General features: G+C 63.0%; 15 protein-coding genes and 1 tRNA gene. 7 read left to right on the top strand and 9 right to left on the bottom strand.

Features of this window, described 5'->3' with window-relative positions; genetic code table 11:
• Positions 1-5: 5 nt before the first annotated feature.
• From sdhA to sdhC, 3 genes are read right to left on the bottom strand one after another with little or no spacing between them, the layout of a single operon-like run.
• Positions 6-1,814 (bottom strand): succinate dehydrogenase flavoprotein subunit, encoded by a 1,809-nt coding sequence (gene sdhA, locus MJ639_RS08195; protein WP_243370194.1) that lies wholly within the window; start codon positions 1,812-1,814, stop codon positions 6-8.
• Positions 1,815-1,825: 11 nt separating this feature from the next.
• Positions 1,826-2,245 (bottom strand): succinate dehydrogenase, hydrophobic membrane anchor protein, encoded by a 420-nt coding sequence (gene sdhD / locus MJ639_RS08190; protein ID WP_243370191.1) that lies wholly within the window; start codon positions 2,243-2,245, stop codon positions 1,826-1,828.
• A gap of 12 nt (positions 2,246-2,257) precedes the next feature.
• Positions 2,258-2,653, bottom strand: a complete 396-nt coding sequence (gene sdhC, locus MJ639_RS08185) for a succinate dehydrogenase, cytochrome b556 subunit (RefSeq protein ID WP_243370189.1) — start codon at positions 2,651-2,653, stop codon at positions 2,258-2,260.
• A gap of 202 nt (positions 2,654-2,855) precedes the next feature.
• Here sdhC and MJ639_RS08180 point away from each other — a divergent pair, with 202 nt between their 5' ends.
• Together MJ639_RS08180 and MJ639_RS08175 are read left to right on the top strand one after the other, a co-directional pair.
• Positions 2,856-3,743 (top strand): LysR family transcriptional regulator, encoded by an 888-nt coding sequence (locus tag MJ639_RS08180; RefSeq protein WP_243370187.1) that lies wholly within the window; start codon positions 2,856-2,858, stop codon positions 3,741-3,743.
• Between the two features lie 98 nt (positions 3,744-3,841).
• Positions 3,842-4,519 carry a hypothetical protein gene (locus MJ639_RS08175; RefSeq protein ID WP_243370185.1) on the top strand — a complete coding sequence of 226 codons (678 nt, stop codon included), beginning with the start codon at positions 3,842-3,844 and terminating at the stop codon, positions 4,517-4,519.
• Between the two features lies 1 nt (position 4,520).
• Here MJ639_RS08175 and folD read toward each other — a convergent pair whose 3' ends face one another.
• Genes folD through MJ639_RS08160 form a run of 3 tightly spaced genes read right to left on the bottom strand, consistent with a single transcriptional unit; the run spans position 4,521 to position 6,038 of the window.
• Positions 4,521-5,423, bottom strand: a complete 903-nt coding sequence (gene folD, locus MJ639_RS08170) for a bifunctional methylenetetrahydrofolate dehydrogenase/methenyltetrahydrofolate cyclohydrolase FolD (protein ID WP_243370183.1) — start codon at positions 5,421-5,423, stop codon at positions 4,521-4,523.
• Positions 5,424-5,426: 3 nt separating this feature from the next.
• Positions 5,427-5,735, bottom strand: a complete 309-nt coding sequence (locus MJ639_RS08165) for a DUF167 family protein (RefSeq protein ID WP_243370182.1) — start codon at positions 5,733-5,735, stop codon at positions 5,427-5,429.
• 12 nt (positions 5,736-5,747) lie between these two features.
• Positions 5,748-6,038 (bottom strand): YggT family protein, encoded by a 291-nt coding sequence (locus tag MJ639_RS08160; RefSeq protein ID WP_243370180.1) that lies wholly within the window; start codon positions 6,036-6,038, stop codon positions 5,748-5,750.
• A gap of 177 nt (positions 6,039-6,215) precedes the next feature.
• On the opposite strand from MJ639_RS08160, the gene MJ639_RS08155 reads away from it, so the two are divergent.
• The 3 genes from MJ639_RS08155 (at position 6,216) to MJ639_RS08145 (ending at position 8,132) form a co-directional block, all read left to right on the top strand.
• Positions 6,216-6,291: transfer RNA gene (locus MJ639_RS08155), tRNA-Ala, on the top strand.
• Positions 6,292-6,621: 330 nt separating this feature from the next.
• A complete protein-coding gene (locus MJ639_RS08150) occupies positions 6,622-6,876 on the top strand; it encodes a hypothetical protein (RefSeq protein ID WP_243370178.1) in 255 nt (84 codons plus the stop codon).
• 146 nt (positions 6,877-7,022) lie between these two features.
• A complete protein-coding gene (locus MJ639_RS08145) occupies positions 7,023-8,132 on the top strand; it encodes an AI-2E family transporter (RefSeq protein WP_243370176.1) in 1,110 nt (369 codons plus the stop codon).
• A gap of 95 nt (positions 8,133-8,227) precedes the next feature.
• On the opposite strand, the gene MJ639_RS08140 is transcribed toward MJ639_RS08145, so the two are convergent.
• On the bottom strand, positions 8,228-8,692 hold the full coding sequence (locus tag MJ639_RS08140; protein ID WP_243370174.1) for a GNAT family N-acetyltransferase: 465 nt from the start codon (positions 8,690-8,692) through the stop codon (positions 8,228-8,230).
• Positions 8,689-10,326, bottom strand: a complete 1,638-nt coding sequence (locus MJ639_RS08135; protein ID WP_243370172.1) for a N,N-dimethylformamidase beta subunit family domain-containing protein — start codon at positions 10,324-10,326, stop codon at positions 8,689-8,691. Before MJ639_RS08135 ends, MJ639_RS08140 begins: the two co-directional genes overlap by 4 nt.
• Positions 10,327-10,732: 406 nt before the next feature.
• Between MJ639_RS08135 and MJ639_RS08130 the strand changes: the two genes are divergently transcribed.
• Together MJ639_RS08130 and MJ639_RS08125 are read left to right on the top strand one after the other, a co-directional pair.
• Positions 10,733-12,022 carry an ArgE/DapE family deacylase gene (locus MJ639_RS08130; RefSeq protein ID WP_243370170.1) on the top strand — a complete coding sequence of 430 codons (1,290 nt, stop codon included), beginning with the start codon at positions 10,733-10,735 and terminating at the stop codon, positions 12,020-12,022.
• Positions 12,022-12,498 (top strand): thioesterase family protein, encoded by a 477-nt coding sequence (locus tag MJ639_RS08125; RefSeq protein WP_243370168.1) that lies wholly within the window; start codon positions 12,022-12,024, stop codon positions 12,496-12,498. The genes MJ639_RS08130 and MJ639_RS08125 overlap by 1 nt, the downstream gene beginning before the upstream one ends.
• Positions 12,499-12,501: 3 nt before the next feature.
• Here MJ639_RS08125 and MJ639_RS08120 read toward each other — a convergent pair whose 3' ends face one another.
• A complete protein-coding gene (locus MJ639_RS08120; protein ID WP_243370166.1) occupies positions 12,502-13,431 on the bottom strand; it encodes a LysR family transcriptional regulator in 930 nt (309 codons plus the stop codon).
• Positions 13,432-13,437: the final 6 nt, after the last annotated feature.

Raw genomic sequence — 13,437 nt, 5'->3', positions numbered from 1 at the left:
CTTCCTTAGTACACGCGAGCCTTCGGCTCGATGTACTGGATGTCGTTCGACATGGTGTAGGTGTGCACCGGACGGTAATCGAGGGTCACCTTGTGCGAGGTGTCGTCGAGCCATGCCAGCGTGTGCTTCATCCAGTTCTTGTCGTCGCGCTCCGAGAAGTCCTCACGGGCGTGAGCACCGCGCGATTCCTGACGGTTGGCGGCGCCTTCCATCGTGACGACGGCCTGGCCGATGAGGTTGTCGAACTCGAGCGTCTCGAGAAGGTCGGTGTTCCAGATGAGCGAACGGTCCGTGACCTTGATGTCGGCGCTCGCGTTCCACACGTCGTGGATGAGCTTGCGGCCTTCTTCCAGAACCTCGCCGGTGCGGAACACCGCGCAGTTGTTCTGCATGGTCTTCTGCATCTGAAGGCGCAGCTCGGCGGTCGAGGTCGAGCCGTTGGCATAGCGGAACTTGTCGAGACGCGAGAGCGCGAGCTCGTCGGCACTCTTCGGCAGGTCCGCATGACGGGCATTCGGCTCCAGGATCTCGGCGCAGCGAAGACCCGCCGCGCGGCCGAACACCACGAGGTCGATGAGCGAATTGGAGCCGAGGCGGTTCGCGCCGTGCACGGACACGCAGGCCGCCTCACCAAGCGCCATGAGGCCTGGCACCACCGTGTCGGGGTTGCCGTTCTTCAAGGTCAGCACTTCGCCGTGATAATTCGTGGGGATGCCGCCCATGTTGTAGTGCACGGTCGGCAGAACCGGGATCGGCTCCTTCGTCACGTCGACGCCAGCAAAAATCTTCGCGCTTTCCGAAATGCCGGGCAGGCGCTCGTGCAGGATCTTCGGATCGAGGTGATCGAGATGGAGGTAGATGTGGTCCTTGTTCTTGCCCACGCCGCGGCCGGCGCGGATTTCCATGGTCATCGCGCGGGAGACCACGTCACGGGAAGCAAGGTCCTTTGCGGAGGGTGCGTAACGCTCCATGAAGCGCTCACCTTCCGAGTTCGTCAGGTAACCGCCCTCGCCGCGCGCGCCCTCGGTGATGAGGCAGCCCGAACCGTAGATGCCGGTGGGGTGGAACTGCACGAACTCCATGTCCTGCAGCGGCAGGCCGGCGCGCAGCACCATGGCGTTGCCGTCGCCCGTGCAGGTATGGGCCGAGGTCGCGGAGAAGTACGCACGTCCATAGCCGCCCGTGGCGAGGATCGTCATATGGGCGCGGAAGCGGTGGATCTCGCCGGTGGACTGGTTGAGAGCCACGACACCGATGCAGCGGCCTTCCGAATCCATCATCAGGTCGAGAGCGAAATACTCGATGAAGAAGTTCGTCTGGTTGCGAACGGCCTGTCCGTAGAGCGTATGCAGGATCGCGTGGCCGGTACGGTCGGCGGCGGCGCAGGTGCGCTGCGCGGTACCCTTGCCGAACTCGGTGGTCATGCCGCCGAAGGGACGCTGATAGATCTTGCCTTCCGCCGTGCGGGAGAAGGGAACGCCCCAGTGCTCCAGCTCATAGACGGCGGCGGGCGCGTTGCGCACGAGATACTCGATGGCATCCTGGTCGCCGAGCCAGTCCGAGCCCTTCACGGTGTCGTACATGTGCCAGCGCCAATCGTCCGGACCCATGTTGCCGAGCGAGGCGGAAATGCCGCCCTGCGCCGCCACCGTGTGCGAGCGGGTGGGAAAAACCTTGGTGATGCAGGCGGTGCGAAGGCCGGCCTGCGAGCAGCCGACGGTGGCACGAAGGCCTGCGCCGCCGGCACCCACGACCACCACGTCGAAGGTGTGGTCGATAATGGTGTAGGCCTTGCCGTTCGTTGCTTGAGCCATGAGAGAATTCCTTAAACCAGGATGCGGCCGAGGCTGACCTTCAGGATGGCGTAGACGCACGCCACGCCGACGATCGTGGCGTAGAAGTTGTTCGCGATGAGGGCGACGATCTTGTAGCCCTTCTCGTGCACGTAATCCTCGATGATGATCTGCATGCCGAGCCGCATGTGGTTCACCACCGATAGCACGGCGAGAAGCAGGATGATCGCGATCAGCGGATGCGAGATGATGGCAATCGCATCCTGATAGGACGGCGTGCTTGCCAGTGCCGCGACGATGATCACGAAAGAGATGATGAGCGGAACGTTCGCCACCGCCGTGACGCGGTGGATCCACCAATGCTCGACGCCGTGCCCGGCAGCGCCGAGGCCCTTCACGCGGGCGAGCGGGGTGCGCATGGAAACGCGGGTATCAGCCCTGTTGTCGGCCATGTTTGCGTCTCCTTAGAATACGAGGAAGGCAATCGCCCAAATCGCGACGGTGAGCGCGATCGAGCCGACGAGGGTGAAGCGGGCCATGTTGATGCGCTGGGCCGGCTCCATGCCGTAGCCGAAGTCCCACACTAGGTGGCGCACGCCGCCGAGCATGTGGTGCATGAGCGTCCAGGTGTAGCCGAACAGGATCAGGTAGCCGATGGGCGAGCCGAAGAACCATTGCACGGCATCGAAAGCCGAAGGGCCGGAGGCCAGGGCCACGAGCCAGATCGCGAAGAGCGCGATGCCGAAATAAAGGGCAGTGCCCGTGGCGCGGTGGAAGATGGACATGGCCATCGTCCAGCTCCACCGGTAAACCTGAAGATGCGGGGACAAGGGCCGCGGGGCCACTTTCGCCTCAGCCATAGCTTTCACTCCTGATCGGCGACCCGAGCGTCGCCCTAGTTTGGAATGGTTCGTAACGGAAGCGCGGGAACACCGCAATGCGCCTTCCGCCCAAGATGGAAACAAGAGGCACACTTCGTCAGCGGCGAAGAATGCCCTCCCCTCGCTTAATGCACAATTTTTAATTATTCTTATCTCCCTTCGCCAATGACGAAGGAAACCTATGCAATTCGATCTGACGGATTTGAGCCTCTTCCGCCATGTGGTGGAGGCAGGCAGCATCACCCACGGGGCCGAGCGGGCCCATCTGGCGCTGGCCGCGGCGAGCACCCGCATCCGCAACATGGAGAAGTCCTTGGGGGCTCCCCTCCTCCTGCGCACCCGGGCGGGCGTGACCCTGACCCCCGCAGGCCGCACCCTGCTCCAGCATGCCCGGACCCTGCTCGCCCAGGCCGAGAAGCTGAAGGAGGACCTGGGCTCCTTTACCGGGGGCTTGGCGGGCCAGATCCGGATTCTCTCCAATACCAACGCCCTCACCGAGTTCCTGCCGGAATCCCTCGGAGCATTTCTGGCCCAGCATCCCCAGGTCTCCATCGACCTGGAAGAGCGCCTAAGCGACGAGATCGTGGGACTGATCGCCGAGGGCGTGGGCGATATCGGCATCGTGGCAGGCACGGTGGATACGGGCCAGCTCGAGACCTATCCGTTCCGCAGCGACCGCTTCGTGCTTGTGGTCCCGAAAGATCACGCCCTCGCCTCCCGCCCGAGCATCGCCTTCACCGAAGTGCTGGAGCACGATTTCGTCGGTCTTGATCGAGCAAGCGCCCTCCAGCGTTTCCTGTCGGCCAAGGCGAGCCGCATCGGTAGGCCCCTGCGCCTGCGCGTTCAGCTCAGAAGCTTCGATGCGGTCTGCCGCATGGTGGAGGCGGGCGTGGGCGTCGGCATCGTGCCCGAGACCACGGCGCAACGCGCCGCCCGCACCATGGCGATCCACGCTGTCGCCCTGGAGGATCCCTGGGCCGCCCGCGACCTGACGCTCTGCATCCGCTCCCTCAAGGACTTGGCTCCATCAGCGCGCCAGCTGGCGCAGCATCTGCGGCAAGGTTCGTGAGGAGATATGTCATCACATCGCCGTGATCGGGGAATGATCTCTGTTTCAAAACTGTCTTTGAACAAGGGGGCCTTAAAAACTCATTCTTGGAGGAAACAATGCGTGGAACGAACGGCGTATCGCTCTCGGCCTTTATCGGCCTTCTGGCCCTCGCCTTGCCGGGAACGGCGTTGGCGCAGACGGCTTCGGCCGACACGAGTTTTTTCGTGACCAGCGTTGGCTCCGGAAAGGGCGCCGATCTCGGAGGCCTGGAAGGTGCGGACCGGCATTGCCAGACCCTCGCCGAGGCCGCCGGCATTCGTGGCAAGACATGGCGGGCCTATCTCTCCACGCAGGCCATGGGTGGCGCGACCGCCATCAACGCGAAGGACCGGATCGGCCGCGGGCCCTGGCAAAACGCCAAGGGCACCGTAATCGCCAAGGATGTGGCGGACCTGCACAGCGCCAACAATAATCTCAACAAGCAGACTGCGCTGACCGAGAAGGGCACGATGGTGAAGGGCCGGGGCGACCAGCCGAACGAGCACGACATTCTCACCGGATCGCAGACCGACGGCACCGCCTTCGCGGGCAACCAAGACATGACTTGCGGCAATTGGACGAAGAGCGGCGCGGACGGCGCCGCGATGCTCGGGCATCACGACCGCACGGGCCTGGACGAATCCCCACCGGCGAAATCCTGGAACTCCTCCCACGCGTCGCGGGGCGGATGCAGCCAGGATGCTCTGAAGGGCACCGGGGGAGCGGGCTTGCTGTATTGCTTCGCGGCGAACTGAACTAAGCCGCGAAATCGACCTGAGGCATGGGGAGGCCGCGGCGCAGGCAGGCGGCCTCCAGCGTGTTGCGAAGCAGACACGCGATGGTCATCGGGCCAACCCCGCCGGGAACCGGCGTGATGGCGGATGCCACATTTGCCGCCTCCGCATAGGCCACATCGCCGACAACTTTGGTCTTGCCCTCGCCAGCAGTGGGATTCGGCACGCGGTTGATGCCCACATCGATCACGATGGCGCCGGACTTCACCCAATCGCCCTTCACCATCTCGGGCCGCCCGACGGCAGCAACGAGGATGTCGGCCTCGCGGCACACCTTTGGAAGATCGCGGGTCCTGGAATGAGCCACCGTCACCGTGCAGCTCTGCGCGATGAGGAGCTGCGCCATCGGCTTGCCGACGATGTTGGAGCGTCCCACCACCACGGCATTGAGGCCCGCAAGATCCCGGCGCACGGATTGGATGAGCAGCAGGCAGCCGAGCGGCGTGCAGGAAATGAGACCGGGCACGCCGGTCATGAGCTTGCCCGCATTGATCGGATGAAAGCCATCCACGTCCTTCGCCGGATCGATGGCCTCGATCACCTTCTGCGCATCGATCTGCTTGGGCAGCGGCAGCTGCACGAGAATGCCGTCCACCGCCGGATCGGCATTGAGTTGCGCGACAAGGTCCAAAAGCTCGGCTTCAGAGGTTGAGGCGGGCAGCACATGCTCGAAGGAGCGCATGCCCACTTCCACCGTCTGCTTGGCCTTGTTCTTCACATAGAGCTGGCTTGCCGGATCCTCGCCCACGATCACCACGGCGAGCCCCGGCGTCACGCCTTTCGCCGACAGATCCCCGACCGCATGGGCGATGCGGGCGCGAAGGCCCTCCGCATAGGCTTTTCCGTCGATGATCGTGGCGGTCATGGGTTAGCGTCCTGTCACAGCGGCGATGTCTTTGGCGAGAGCTTCTCCCTCGCCGGCGATCAGAAAGGTTTTCAGCCGGGCGGTGGCGCCGGCTTCGAGGGTCACGGCGGAGGCCGGACGCCCCAGCGCCTTGGCGAGAAGCCGCCTCACACCTTCGTTGGCGGCCCCGTCCTCGGGCGCGGCCCGCACCCGGACCTTGAGAACCGGCCTGCCATCGGAGAGCGCCTCCACCCCGTCGATGGCATCGCGCCCGCCTTTGGGCGTCACGCGCACACGGACCTCGATGCCTTCAGGGCGGATGCGCCAGGGCATGTCCGGCATCCCTTAGAAGGCGATCGGCATCAGGTAATCGACGATCAGCTTCTGGATGAAAATGATGAGCAGGATCAGGATCACGGGCGAGATATCGACGCCGCCGAGATTGGGCATGATGCTGCGGATCGGGCGCAGGGCCGGCTCGGTCACCGCATCCAGGAATTTCCAGACCGAACGGACGAACTCGCTGCGGGTATTGACCACGTTGAAGGCGACGAGCCAGCTCAAGATCGCCGAGGCGATGATGAGGTAGCTGTAGATCTGCAAGGCAATCAAAATGACTTCAAGAAGCGCGCGCATGGGAAACCTGTCAGGATCGGGCGTTGCTCATGTAACCTTCCAAGCGGGGCTGAACAACCCGTCAAGGCACAAAAGCCGGCGCCCTCCTCCGAAAGACGGCCTTTCCCGGCCCCTCTGGCCGATTGACGACCCAAGCCGGGAGGCCTAAAAATCGGCCCGCTTGGTCTTGAACCGACCGGGGCTGTAGCTCAGATGGGAGAGCGCTGCAATCGCACTGCAGAGGTCAGGGGTTCGAATCCCCTCAGCTCCACCAAGGCCTTATCTAGGCTGCTGATTTTTCTAGAAAACGTTTTCTTTCAATCGGTTTAGCGCGCCGTTTGGCACAGAAGAGCCCGGCGAACGCTGAATGCCTCGACTTCCCGAGCATCTGCAACTGCACGGTAAGATTTGCTGGCTGCGCGTTCGGATTGAGCGGGGCAAAGCTGAGGCGAAGTTCGATCGCACGCTAATCGCCCTCGCTCTGCCCCACAGCTTAAGGCAGAGCAAATCTTTGGCCGAAACGGTCAATGCCTTGTCCTGATCGATCAAGCATTTCTGGATGGAAGGGCCGAAATTCATCTGGTGATTATCAAGGAGGCAGAACATGAAGCTCCTGATCGCCTTGTCGGCGCTCATCGCTGGATTCATCGCCGCGAGTACTGAGGAGGCCAGTGCCGTGGTTTACTGCCAGTACATCAACTATCCTGTCGGCTGTGTCGTGCGGCCCGGCGTTGTGTTGAGGCCGCGGCCGGTCGCGCGCGCCGTGGTGACCCCGGGCGTCGGTGCTCCAGGTGTTGGAGTGCGGCCTGGAACACCGATGAACCGTGGCGGTCCGGTCAATCGGGTGGGCAGACGCTGAGCTGTCGTCCCGATATATTCAGCGAAGCCGAGCCTCCCCTCATGTGTAAACGAGTCCTAGGCGGATGGGGGCTGTTTGCACACAGAAGCGCGCGTTTCCGCGAATGCGCGAGAACGTAGCGTGGGATGGTGCAAGGGGACGAATCGATGGACCAGAATGCGCCCGACCTTGGCACCGGACCCGAATCGTCGACCATGTTCGACACCACGCTTCGGATCGGGCTGGTGGCTGTGCTTGTTTATGCCTGCGCCCGAATCGTGCTGCCGTTTGCTTTCATTCTGATGTGGTCTGCGATTCTGGCGGTGATGCTGTATCCGCTGCACCTGCGCCTCGCCGCCTATCTTGGGCAGCGCTGGTCGGCGCTGCTGATAGGGGTGATCGGCGTTGCGGTCATGTTGGGACCGATGGTCATCGTGGTGACATCGCTTGCGACGTCACTCTACTCGCTGATCTCGAGCTTGCAGAGCCGCGAGTTAATCATGCCGCCGCCGCCGCTATGGCTCGATAGCGCCCCGCTGATCGGCAAAAAGCTGACGGAGATCTGGGCTCTTGTCGCCACCAACCTGCCAGCGGCTCTCACCAAATACGGCCATCTCCTGAGCGGCCCCCTGACCTGGCTGGGGTCGTTCGCCGGCGGCTTGGCCCTTGGAGAGCTGTCATTCGTTCTTTCATTCGCGATTGCCGCCGTGCTCATCGCCTATGGCAAGGGGGCTGCCGAGTTCGCCCGCCGTTTGCTGGTCCGTGTCACCGGAAGCACGACGCGCGCAGTTCAGTTGGTGGCGTTGACCGCGGCCACGATTCGCGGTGTCGGACTCGGAGTGGTTGGCGTGGCACTCATCCAGGCGATGCTCTTAGGTGTCGGCTTCTTCGTCATCGGGCTTCAGGCTGCCGGTCCTCTGACGCTCATCGCGCTCTTGCTGGGAATCATGCAGATCCCCTTGCTTTTGCTGGTGCTTCCCGTCGTCATCTATGTCTTCGCGACCGAGGCGACGCAGGTGGCCATCATCTTTCTCGTCTGGAACATCGTTGTCGGACTGAGCGACAATCTTTTGAGACCATTGATGCTCGGCAGAGGACTGGACGTGCCCATGCCGGTCATTCTGCTGGGCGTCATCGGCGGCGTGATCGTCGATGGGCTTCTCGGCTTATTCGTCGGCCCCGTGCTTCTCGCCGTCAGCTATGTGCTTCTGGTGGAATGGTTGCAGCAAAACCCCACAAATAGCCGGCATCATCAGGACGAGCCGGCATCACAATAGCGGCGTTTTCTGCGGTTTAACGGCGACGGCGGCATCCCTTGCGTGATGCGCTGGCTTAGGGTGAGGTGATCGGCTCGTATGCCGAACCCCCGCATTCACAGCTGCCGCATCATCGCTTCTTCCATAACCATCGTGTGGTCGGAATCGCTGCGTCGGAAGCCGCGCTTTTCGTAGAAGCCGAGGCCCGTCTCGTTCTTGCGGTCGACCTCGAGCTTGAGATAGGCGGCGCCGCGCGGTAGCTCGCCGGCGATGGCGGCGCGCATAAGCTGCGTGCCAAGGCCGAGGCCGCGCGCGGCGTCGGCGACGAAGATATCCGACACGTAAATCCCCGGGCGTCCGCGCCAAGCCGAGAACACGATGGAATAGAGCAGGATGCCGAGAATGTTGCCCTCGACTTCCGCCACCAGGATCGTGAAGTCGCCTCGCCCATGCGGGCCGAAAGCCATAAGGTCTTCAGCGGTCACCTTCGGCTTGTAACCCACGTGATGCCCCAGTTGCTGCAGCATGAACGCGACCGTGCCGAGATCGTCCGGATTGGCGTTGCGGATCATGGCACTCATGCTTTGTGTCCACCCAGATAATGATCGAGAACATTGGCAGTCACGCGTTCGACCATGGGGTCCTGCCGCAGCAGGCCCGCGACCCATTCGCAGCTGCCCGCGTGGAATACCTCACCCCGGCCCATGGAGAAATTGACGATCATGCCGGCACCGCGCTTGATCTTCTCGACCGCCTCGGGACCGTCGTTGCCCACGAGAGTGCGGGCGACGAAAAGCGCATCCTCGTCGGAGAGGAACTGGTCATCCGCCGGAATATCGGCGCTCTCTTCCTTGAGGGACGACATACCGAGCCCGAGGATCTGGAGGCCCTCCGGCGCACCGCTGTCATCAGCGGGACGCGGCAGGCCGTTCTCGATCACGTAGTCGAGGCCATCGACCTCGTATCCGAAGACATGCGAATCCGCTCCGAGCAGATCGCCGTAATAGATGCCCGTTCCGGCGAAGGCCCAATGCTCGGGCCGATAGATTGGGAAGCCGCGAACGCCGCGCGGCGCGCAGCCGCCCCAGCCGACATAGAGCCCGCGCGTCGCGAGAAGCCCGAAGGTCTCGGAGCCCGGACGGCCGACGCGCGGATCTTCCCAAGACGTGCTCAGTCGCCTTGGATCGCCACTTTGGAGGATCGGGTCCTCCTCGACACGATACTTGTAGCAGACCTGACGGCGGCCTTCGTCCTCGAGCCGCGTCTGCCACATGAAGTTGCCGGCAAAGCGCGCGACATTGCCGCCCTTGCGCACATAGGCCTCGACCGCGTCGCGCATCTCCCAGGTCCAGTATTCGTCGTGGCCCACGCAGACGATGCAGTCATAGCCGTCGAGGATCTCCGGCGTGAAATGCAGTTCGTGCTGGCTCGCGAGATCGACCTGGTAACCGGCGCGCTCCGCCCAGCGGAAGAAATGGCTGTCGTAGCTCGCCCAGCCGGAGGACGTGTATTTCTTGCTGTAGCCACGCGCATAGGCCCATTCCATATGCGGATAGCGCGGCGTCATGGCGGGTGGGATCGGAACATCCAAGGGCACGCGCGGAGCATCCGGCGGCAGCACCACGAAGCCGCGGCAGAACGGCCGCTCGATGCTGACCACGGGCGCGTACTGGTTCCGCTGCGGGCCGGTGATGCCCTGGTAGGAGTTGGAACCGCCCCAGGTGTTGTAGGCGGTCCAGGTGCCGGTCGCCGCCACCTGCAGGACGCGTCCGCGCTTTGCTCCTGCATCGGGACGCAGGATGAAGAGATGATGACAGGTGATGAGCCTTCCGTCGCGGCCCTCCGCCGTCAGGGTGATGCGATAGGCGCCCGAGGGCCACTCGGTCGGGATGCGGAAGGCGTGCGAATCCATCCAGCCGCAGCCGGTGACGGAGCATTGATCCGGCGTATCCTGCCAGCGGGCGCTCAAACCCTCGACGGTTGAAACCAACGTCTCGCGACCGCCGTCGCGCACGATCTTAAGCCGGTAGCGCTCAGCCGTGGAGCTGACAAAGAGCCTGACAGTCTCTCCGGCGCGATAGGAATAGCGGTCGGTATAGCACCAGATCTCGCCCCGGGCTCCGTCCATGCCGGGCTGTTCGTAATAATGGCCGAACACGGCGCGGCGGCGCTCCTCGGGGGTCAGGCCGAAATCGGGAAAGCTCTTGTCCGTCATGATTTCCATAATCCCCCTGCAGTCACTTGTTGTGTTTCCAGACTCTCAGAGCGCCTCACAAAATTCACAGCCCTCATCCTGAGGAGCCGCAAAGCGGCGTCTCGAAGGAGGAGCCAGTGGGCGCTGGAGACGCCTCGCCCTTCGAGACGGACCTAGCGGTCCTCCTCAGGGTGAGGCTGCATTTTTGCTATGAGGGATAGACCCTACACTTTCCCCAGACGCTCTAAGAGAAGCGCGCTAAGGGCATTTCGCAAATAGATATTTAAAATAGCTTCGATTGTTATGCTGAATGGCCACAAAGCCCCTTCATAGCACAGGCGAATGCAATCCATTGGTCGTTTCTATTTGACGGGACCTCAAGGCCCGGCTGTGCTCTTCCCTCCTCTTCTTCCTCCCTGAGGATCCCATGCACCAGGACCAAGCCTTCCGAAATGATCTGCGCAAGGCCATCGCGGCCAGACGCAGCGAGGTCGTCGAGCGCCTTCGCCGGCTCGTTCGCGCCGATACCACCCTCGGCCGCGAGCTGCCGGGGCAGGAGATCATGGCGGAGATCTTCGAGGGCATGGGTCTTGCGGTCGAAACCTTCGACGTGGATGTGGACGCCATCCGCGACTTGCCTGGTTTCTCGCCACCGGTGATCTCCGATTACACCAACCGCCCGAACGTGGTCGCTCGGCATAAGCCAAAGGGCAGACAGGCCGGGCGTTCGCTGATCTTCAACGGCCATATCGACGTGGTGCCTCCGGGCGAGGCCGAACTCTGGACGACCCCCGCCTTCGAACTCGCTGAGCGGGATGGGCGTCTCTACGGACGCGGCGCGGGCGACATGAAATCCGGCCTTCTCGCCTATTGCCTGGCCTTCGAGGCGCTTCGGGATCTGGGCTTTGCGCCCGCTGCGCCTGTCTCCTTCCAATCGGTGATCGAAGAGGAATGCACCGGCAACGGCGCGCTCGCCTGCGTGGCGCGCGGCGACAAGGCGGATGCCGCCATCATTCCCGAGCCCTTCAACCAGACCATCATGACCTCGCAGGTCGGCGTGATGTGGGTGACGATCCGCGTCATCGGCAAGCCCGCCCATGTGCTAGAGGCCTCCGTGGGATCGAACGCGATCTTGGCCTGCCACATGCTCTTCCAGGGCCTGCAGGCGATGGAGGCCGAATGGAACAGGCCCGAGCTGCGCCATCCGGAATTCACGACCTATCCCCATCCGCTCAACTTCAATCTCGGACGCATCGAGGGTGGCGATTGGGGCTCCACCGTGCCCTGCTCCGCCACCATGCTGGTGCGGGTAGGTTTCTATCCCGGCACGCCACTCGCAGACGTCAGGGCAGCGGTGGAGGAACGCATCGCAACCACGCGGGCACGCCATCCGGCTTTGGCACATGCAGGCATCGAAATTTCCTATCGCGGCTTCCAGGCGGAAGGATGCGTCGTCAACCGCAATGCACCCTTCATGAGCGTGCTCGCGCAGGCCCATCGGAACGTCACGCACGCGGAGCCAATGATGCTCGCCTCCACGGCCACGACCGACGTGCGTTTCTTCCAGCTTTACGGACAAACGCCCGCCACCTGCTACGGCCCGAAAGGCGGCAGCTATCACGGCATCGACGAATGGGTGTCGCTCGACAGTATTCTTGAAGTCGGCGAGGTTCTGGCGCTCTTCACGTCGGAATGGTGCGGCCTGGAGCGAGCCTGATGGAAGCGCCCTGGATTTCGGTTCGCGAGAATGTTCGCGACGAATGGATCGACTTCAACGGCCACATGACGAACGCCGCCTATGTAGCGGCCTTCGATATCGCATCCGTCGCATGGCTCCATCATATCGGGATCGATCCGGATTACCGCGCGCGGGAGCGCTGCTCGACCTTCGCACTCGAATTGCACACGGTATTCCATCGCGAGCTTCCCGCCCGCGCACCCTTCGTGATCGAGACGCGCCTTCTCGATTACGACGCGAAGCGCCTCCATCTCTTCCACCAGATCAAAAGTGCCGACGAAGACTTCGTGGCGGCGAGCCTGGAAGTCGTGACCATGCACGTGAATCTCGATCTGCGCCGCTCCGCGCCACTGCCCGAAACCATCCTCGGGAAACTGGAAGCCTGGAAGCTCGCCTCCGATGCCTTGGGCTGGCCTGAACAGGCAAGCCGCAGGGTCGGGCTGAAGCGTGCGTGAGAGTTAAGCTGCGACCGGATAGGTGCGCTGCTCCAGCGGCGTCGCATCGATCCGCGCCAGAAGACGCTCCAGCAGGAGAGCCTCGGCCCTGCTGTGCCGGGCTGCCGGATCATGGACCAGATAGACCGTGATCTCGGGCGGATTGTCATAAGGCGGCAGCCGCCACAGAAGCCCCTTTCGCACATCGTCCTCGACCACGTGGATCGGGAGAGGCCCGAAGCCAAGGCCTGCGATGATGAGCCTTTTGACCTCTTCCAGATGCGATGAGGTGCCGATGACCGGGCCGGCGAACTCCTCCTGCTGCCGCAGCATGGCGATGGGCCACAGGGCATCGGCCATCTGGTCGGTCTTGAATGAGACATAGGGCTCGGCCCGCAAATCCTTCAGGTCGAGCCCGCTCTTGCCGAACAGGCGATGCTGGCGTCCGCAAAAATAGCCGAAGCTCTCCCGGTAGAGCGGCTGGAATTCCAGTTTGGGATTGCGCTCGTGCATCAGGCAGACCCCGAGCGCGACATCCTTCCGGGCCACCGCCGTAATCACCTCCTGGCTGGAGAGCACCGTCGTCGCGAAGGTGACGCGGGGATTGTCCCGGTGGAACTCCGCCACCGCCTCGTCCAGGAACGGGCAGACCACATGGCTTGCGAAGGCCATTTCGACCCGGCCCGTCACCTCGTCCGACTGGTCGTGCACCAGGGCATGAAGGTTCGACACGGTATCGAACAGCGACACGCATTCCGCATAGAGGCGCTGGCCGGGAAGCGTGACCTCGAAGATCCCCGGACGCCGCTCGATCAGCCGGCAGCCGAAATGCCCTTCCAGACGACGCAAGGCGTTGCTGATCGTCGGCTGCTTGAGGCGCAGCTTCTCGGCCGCCGCCGTAATGCCCTTCTCCTGCACGATGACCATGAAGGTCCGCAGCAGGTTCCAGTCCATGGTCCA

It is taken from the genome of Microvirga solisilvae, from assembly GCF_022808595.1.
Classification (GTDB): domain Bacteria; phylum Pseudomonadota; class Alphaproteobacteria; order Rhizobiales; family Beijerinckiaceae; genus Microvirga; species Microvirga solisilvae.
This window is presented reverse-complemented; position numbering and strand designations above follow the sequence as displayed.

Coding starts and splice junctions, on each gene's coding strand:
- MJ639_RS08120 (WP_243370166.1), bottom strand. CDS start 13,431: ATGGACTGGAACCTGCTGCGGACCTTCATGGTCATCGTGCAGGAGAAG.
- sdhA (WP_243370194.1), bottom strand. CDS start 1,814: ATGGCTCAAGCAACGAACGGCAAGGCCTACACCATTATCGACCACACC.
- MJ639_RS08145 (WP_243370176.1), top strand. CDS start 7,023: ATGGACCAGAATGCGCCCGACCTTGGCACCGGACCCGAATCGTCGACC.
- folD (WP_243370183.1), bottom strand. CDS start 5,423: ATGACCGCCACGATCATCGACGGAAAAGCCTATGCGGAGGGCCTTCGC.
- sdhC (WP_243370189.1), bottom strand. CDS start 2,653: ATGGCTGAGGCGAAAGTGGCCCCGCGGCCCTTGTCCCCGCATCTTCAG.
- MJ639_RS08125 (WP_243370168.1), top strand. CDS start 12,022: ATGGAAGCGCCCTGGATTTCGGTTCGCGAGAATGTTCGCGACGAATGG.
- MJ639_RS08180 (WP_243370187.1), top strand. CDS start 2,856: ATGCAATTCGATCTGACGGATTTGAGCCTCTTCCGCCATGTGGTGGAG.
- MJ639_RS08150 (WP_243370178.1), top strand. CDS start 6,622: ATGAAGCTCCTGATCGCCTTGTCGGCGCTCATCGCTGGATTCATCGCC.
- MJ639_RS08130 (WP_243370170.1), top strand. CDS start 10,733: ATGCACCAGGACCAAGCCTTCCGAAATGATCTGCGCAAGGCCATCGCG.
- sdhD (WP_243370191.1), bottom strand. CDS start 2,245: ATGGCCGACAACAGGGCTGATACCCGCGTTTCCATGCGCACCCCGCTC.
- MJ639_RS08140 (WP_243370174.1), bottom strand. CDS start 8,692: ATGAGTGCCATGATCCGCAACGCCAATCCGGACGATCTCGGCACGGTC.
- MJ639_RS08165 (WP_243370182.1), bottom strand. CDS start 5,735: ATGCCCTGGCGCATCCGCCCTGAAGGCATCGAGGTCCGTGTGCGCGTG.
- MJ639_RS08160 (WP_243370180.1), bottom strand. CDS start 6,038: ATGCGCGCGCTTCTTGAAGTCATTTTGATTGCCTTGCAGATCTACAGC.
- MJ639_RS08135 (WP_243370172.1), bottom strand. CDS start 10,326: ATGACGGACAAGAGCTTTCCCGATTTCGGCCTGACCCCCGAGGAGCGC.
- MJ639_RS08175 (WP_243370185.1), top strand. CDS start 3,842: ATGCGTGGAACGAACGGCGTATCGCTCTCGGCCTTTATCGGCCTTCTG.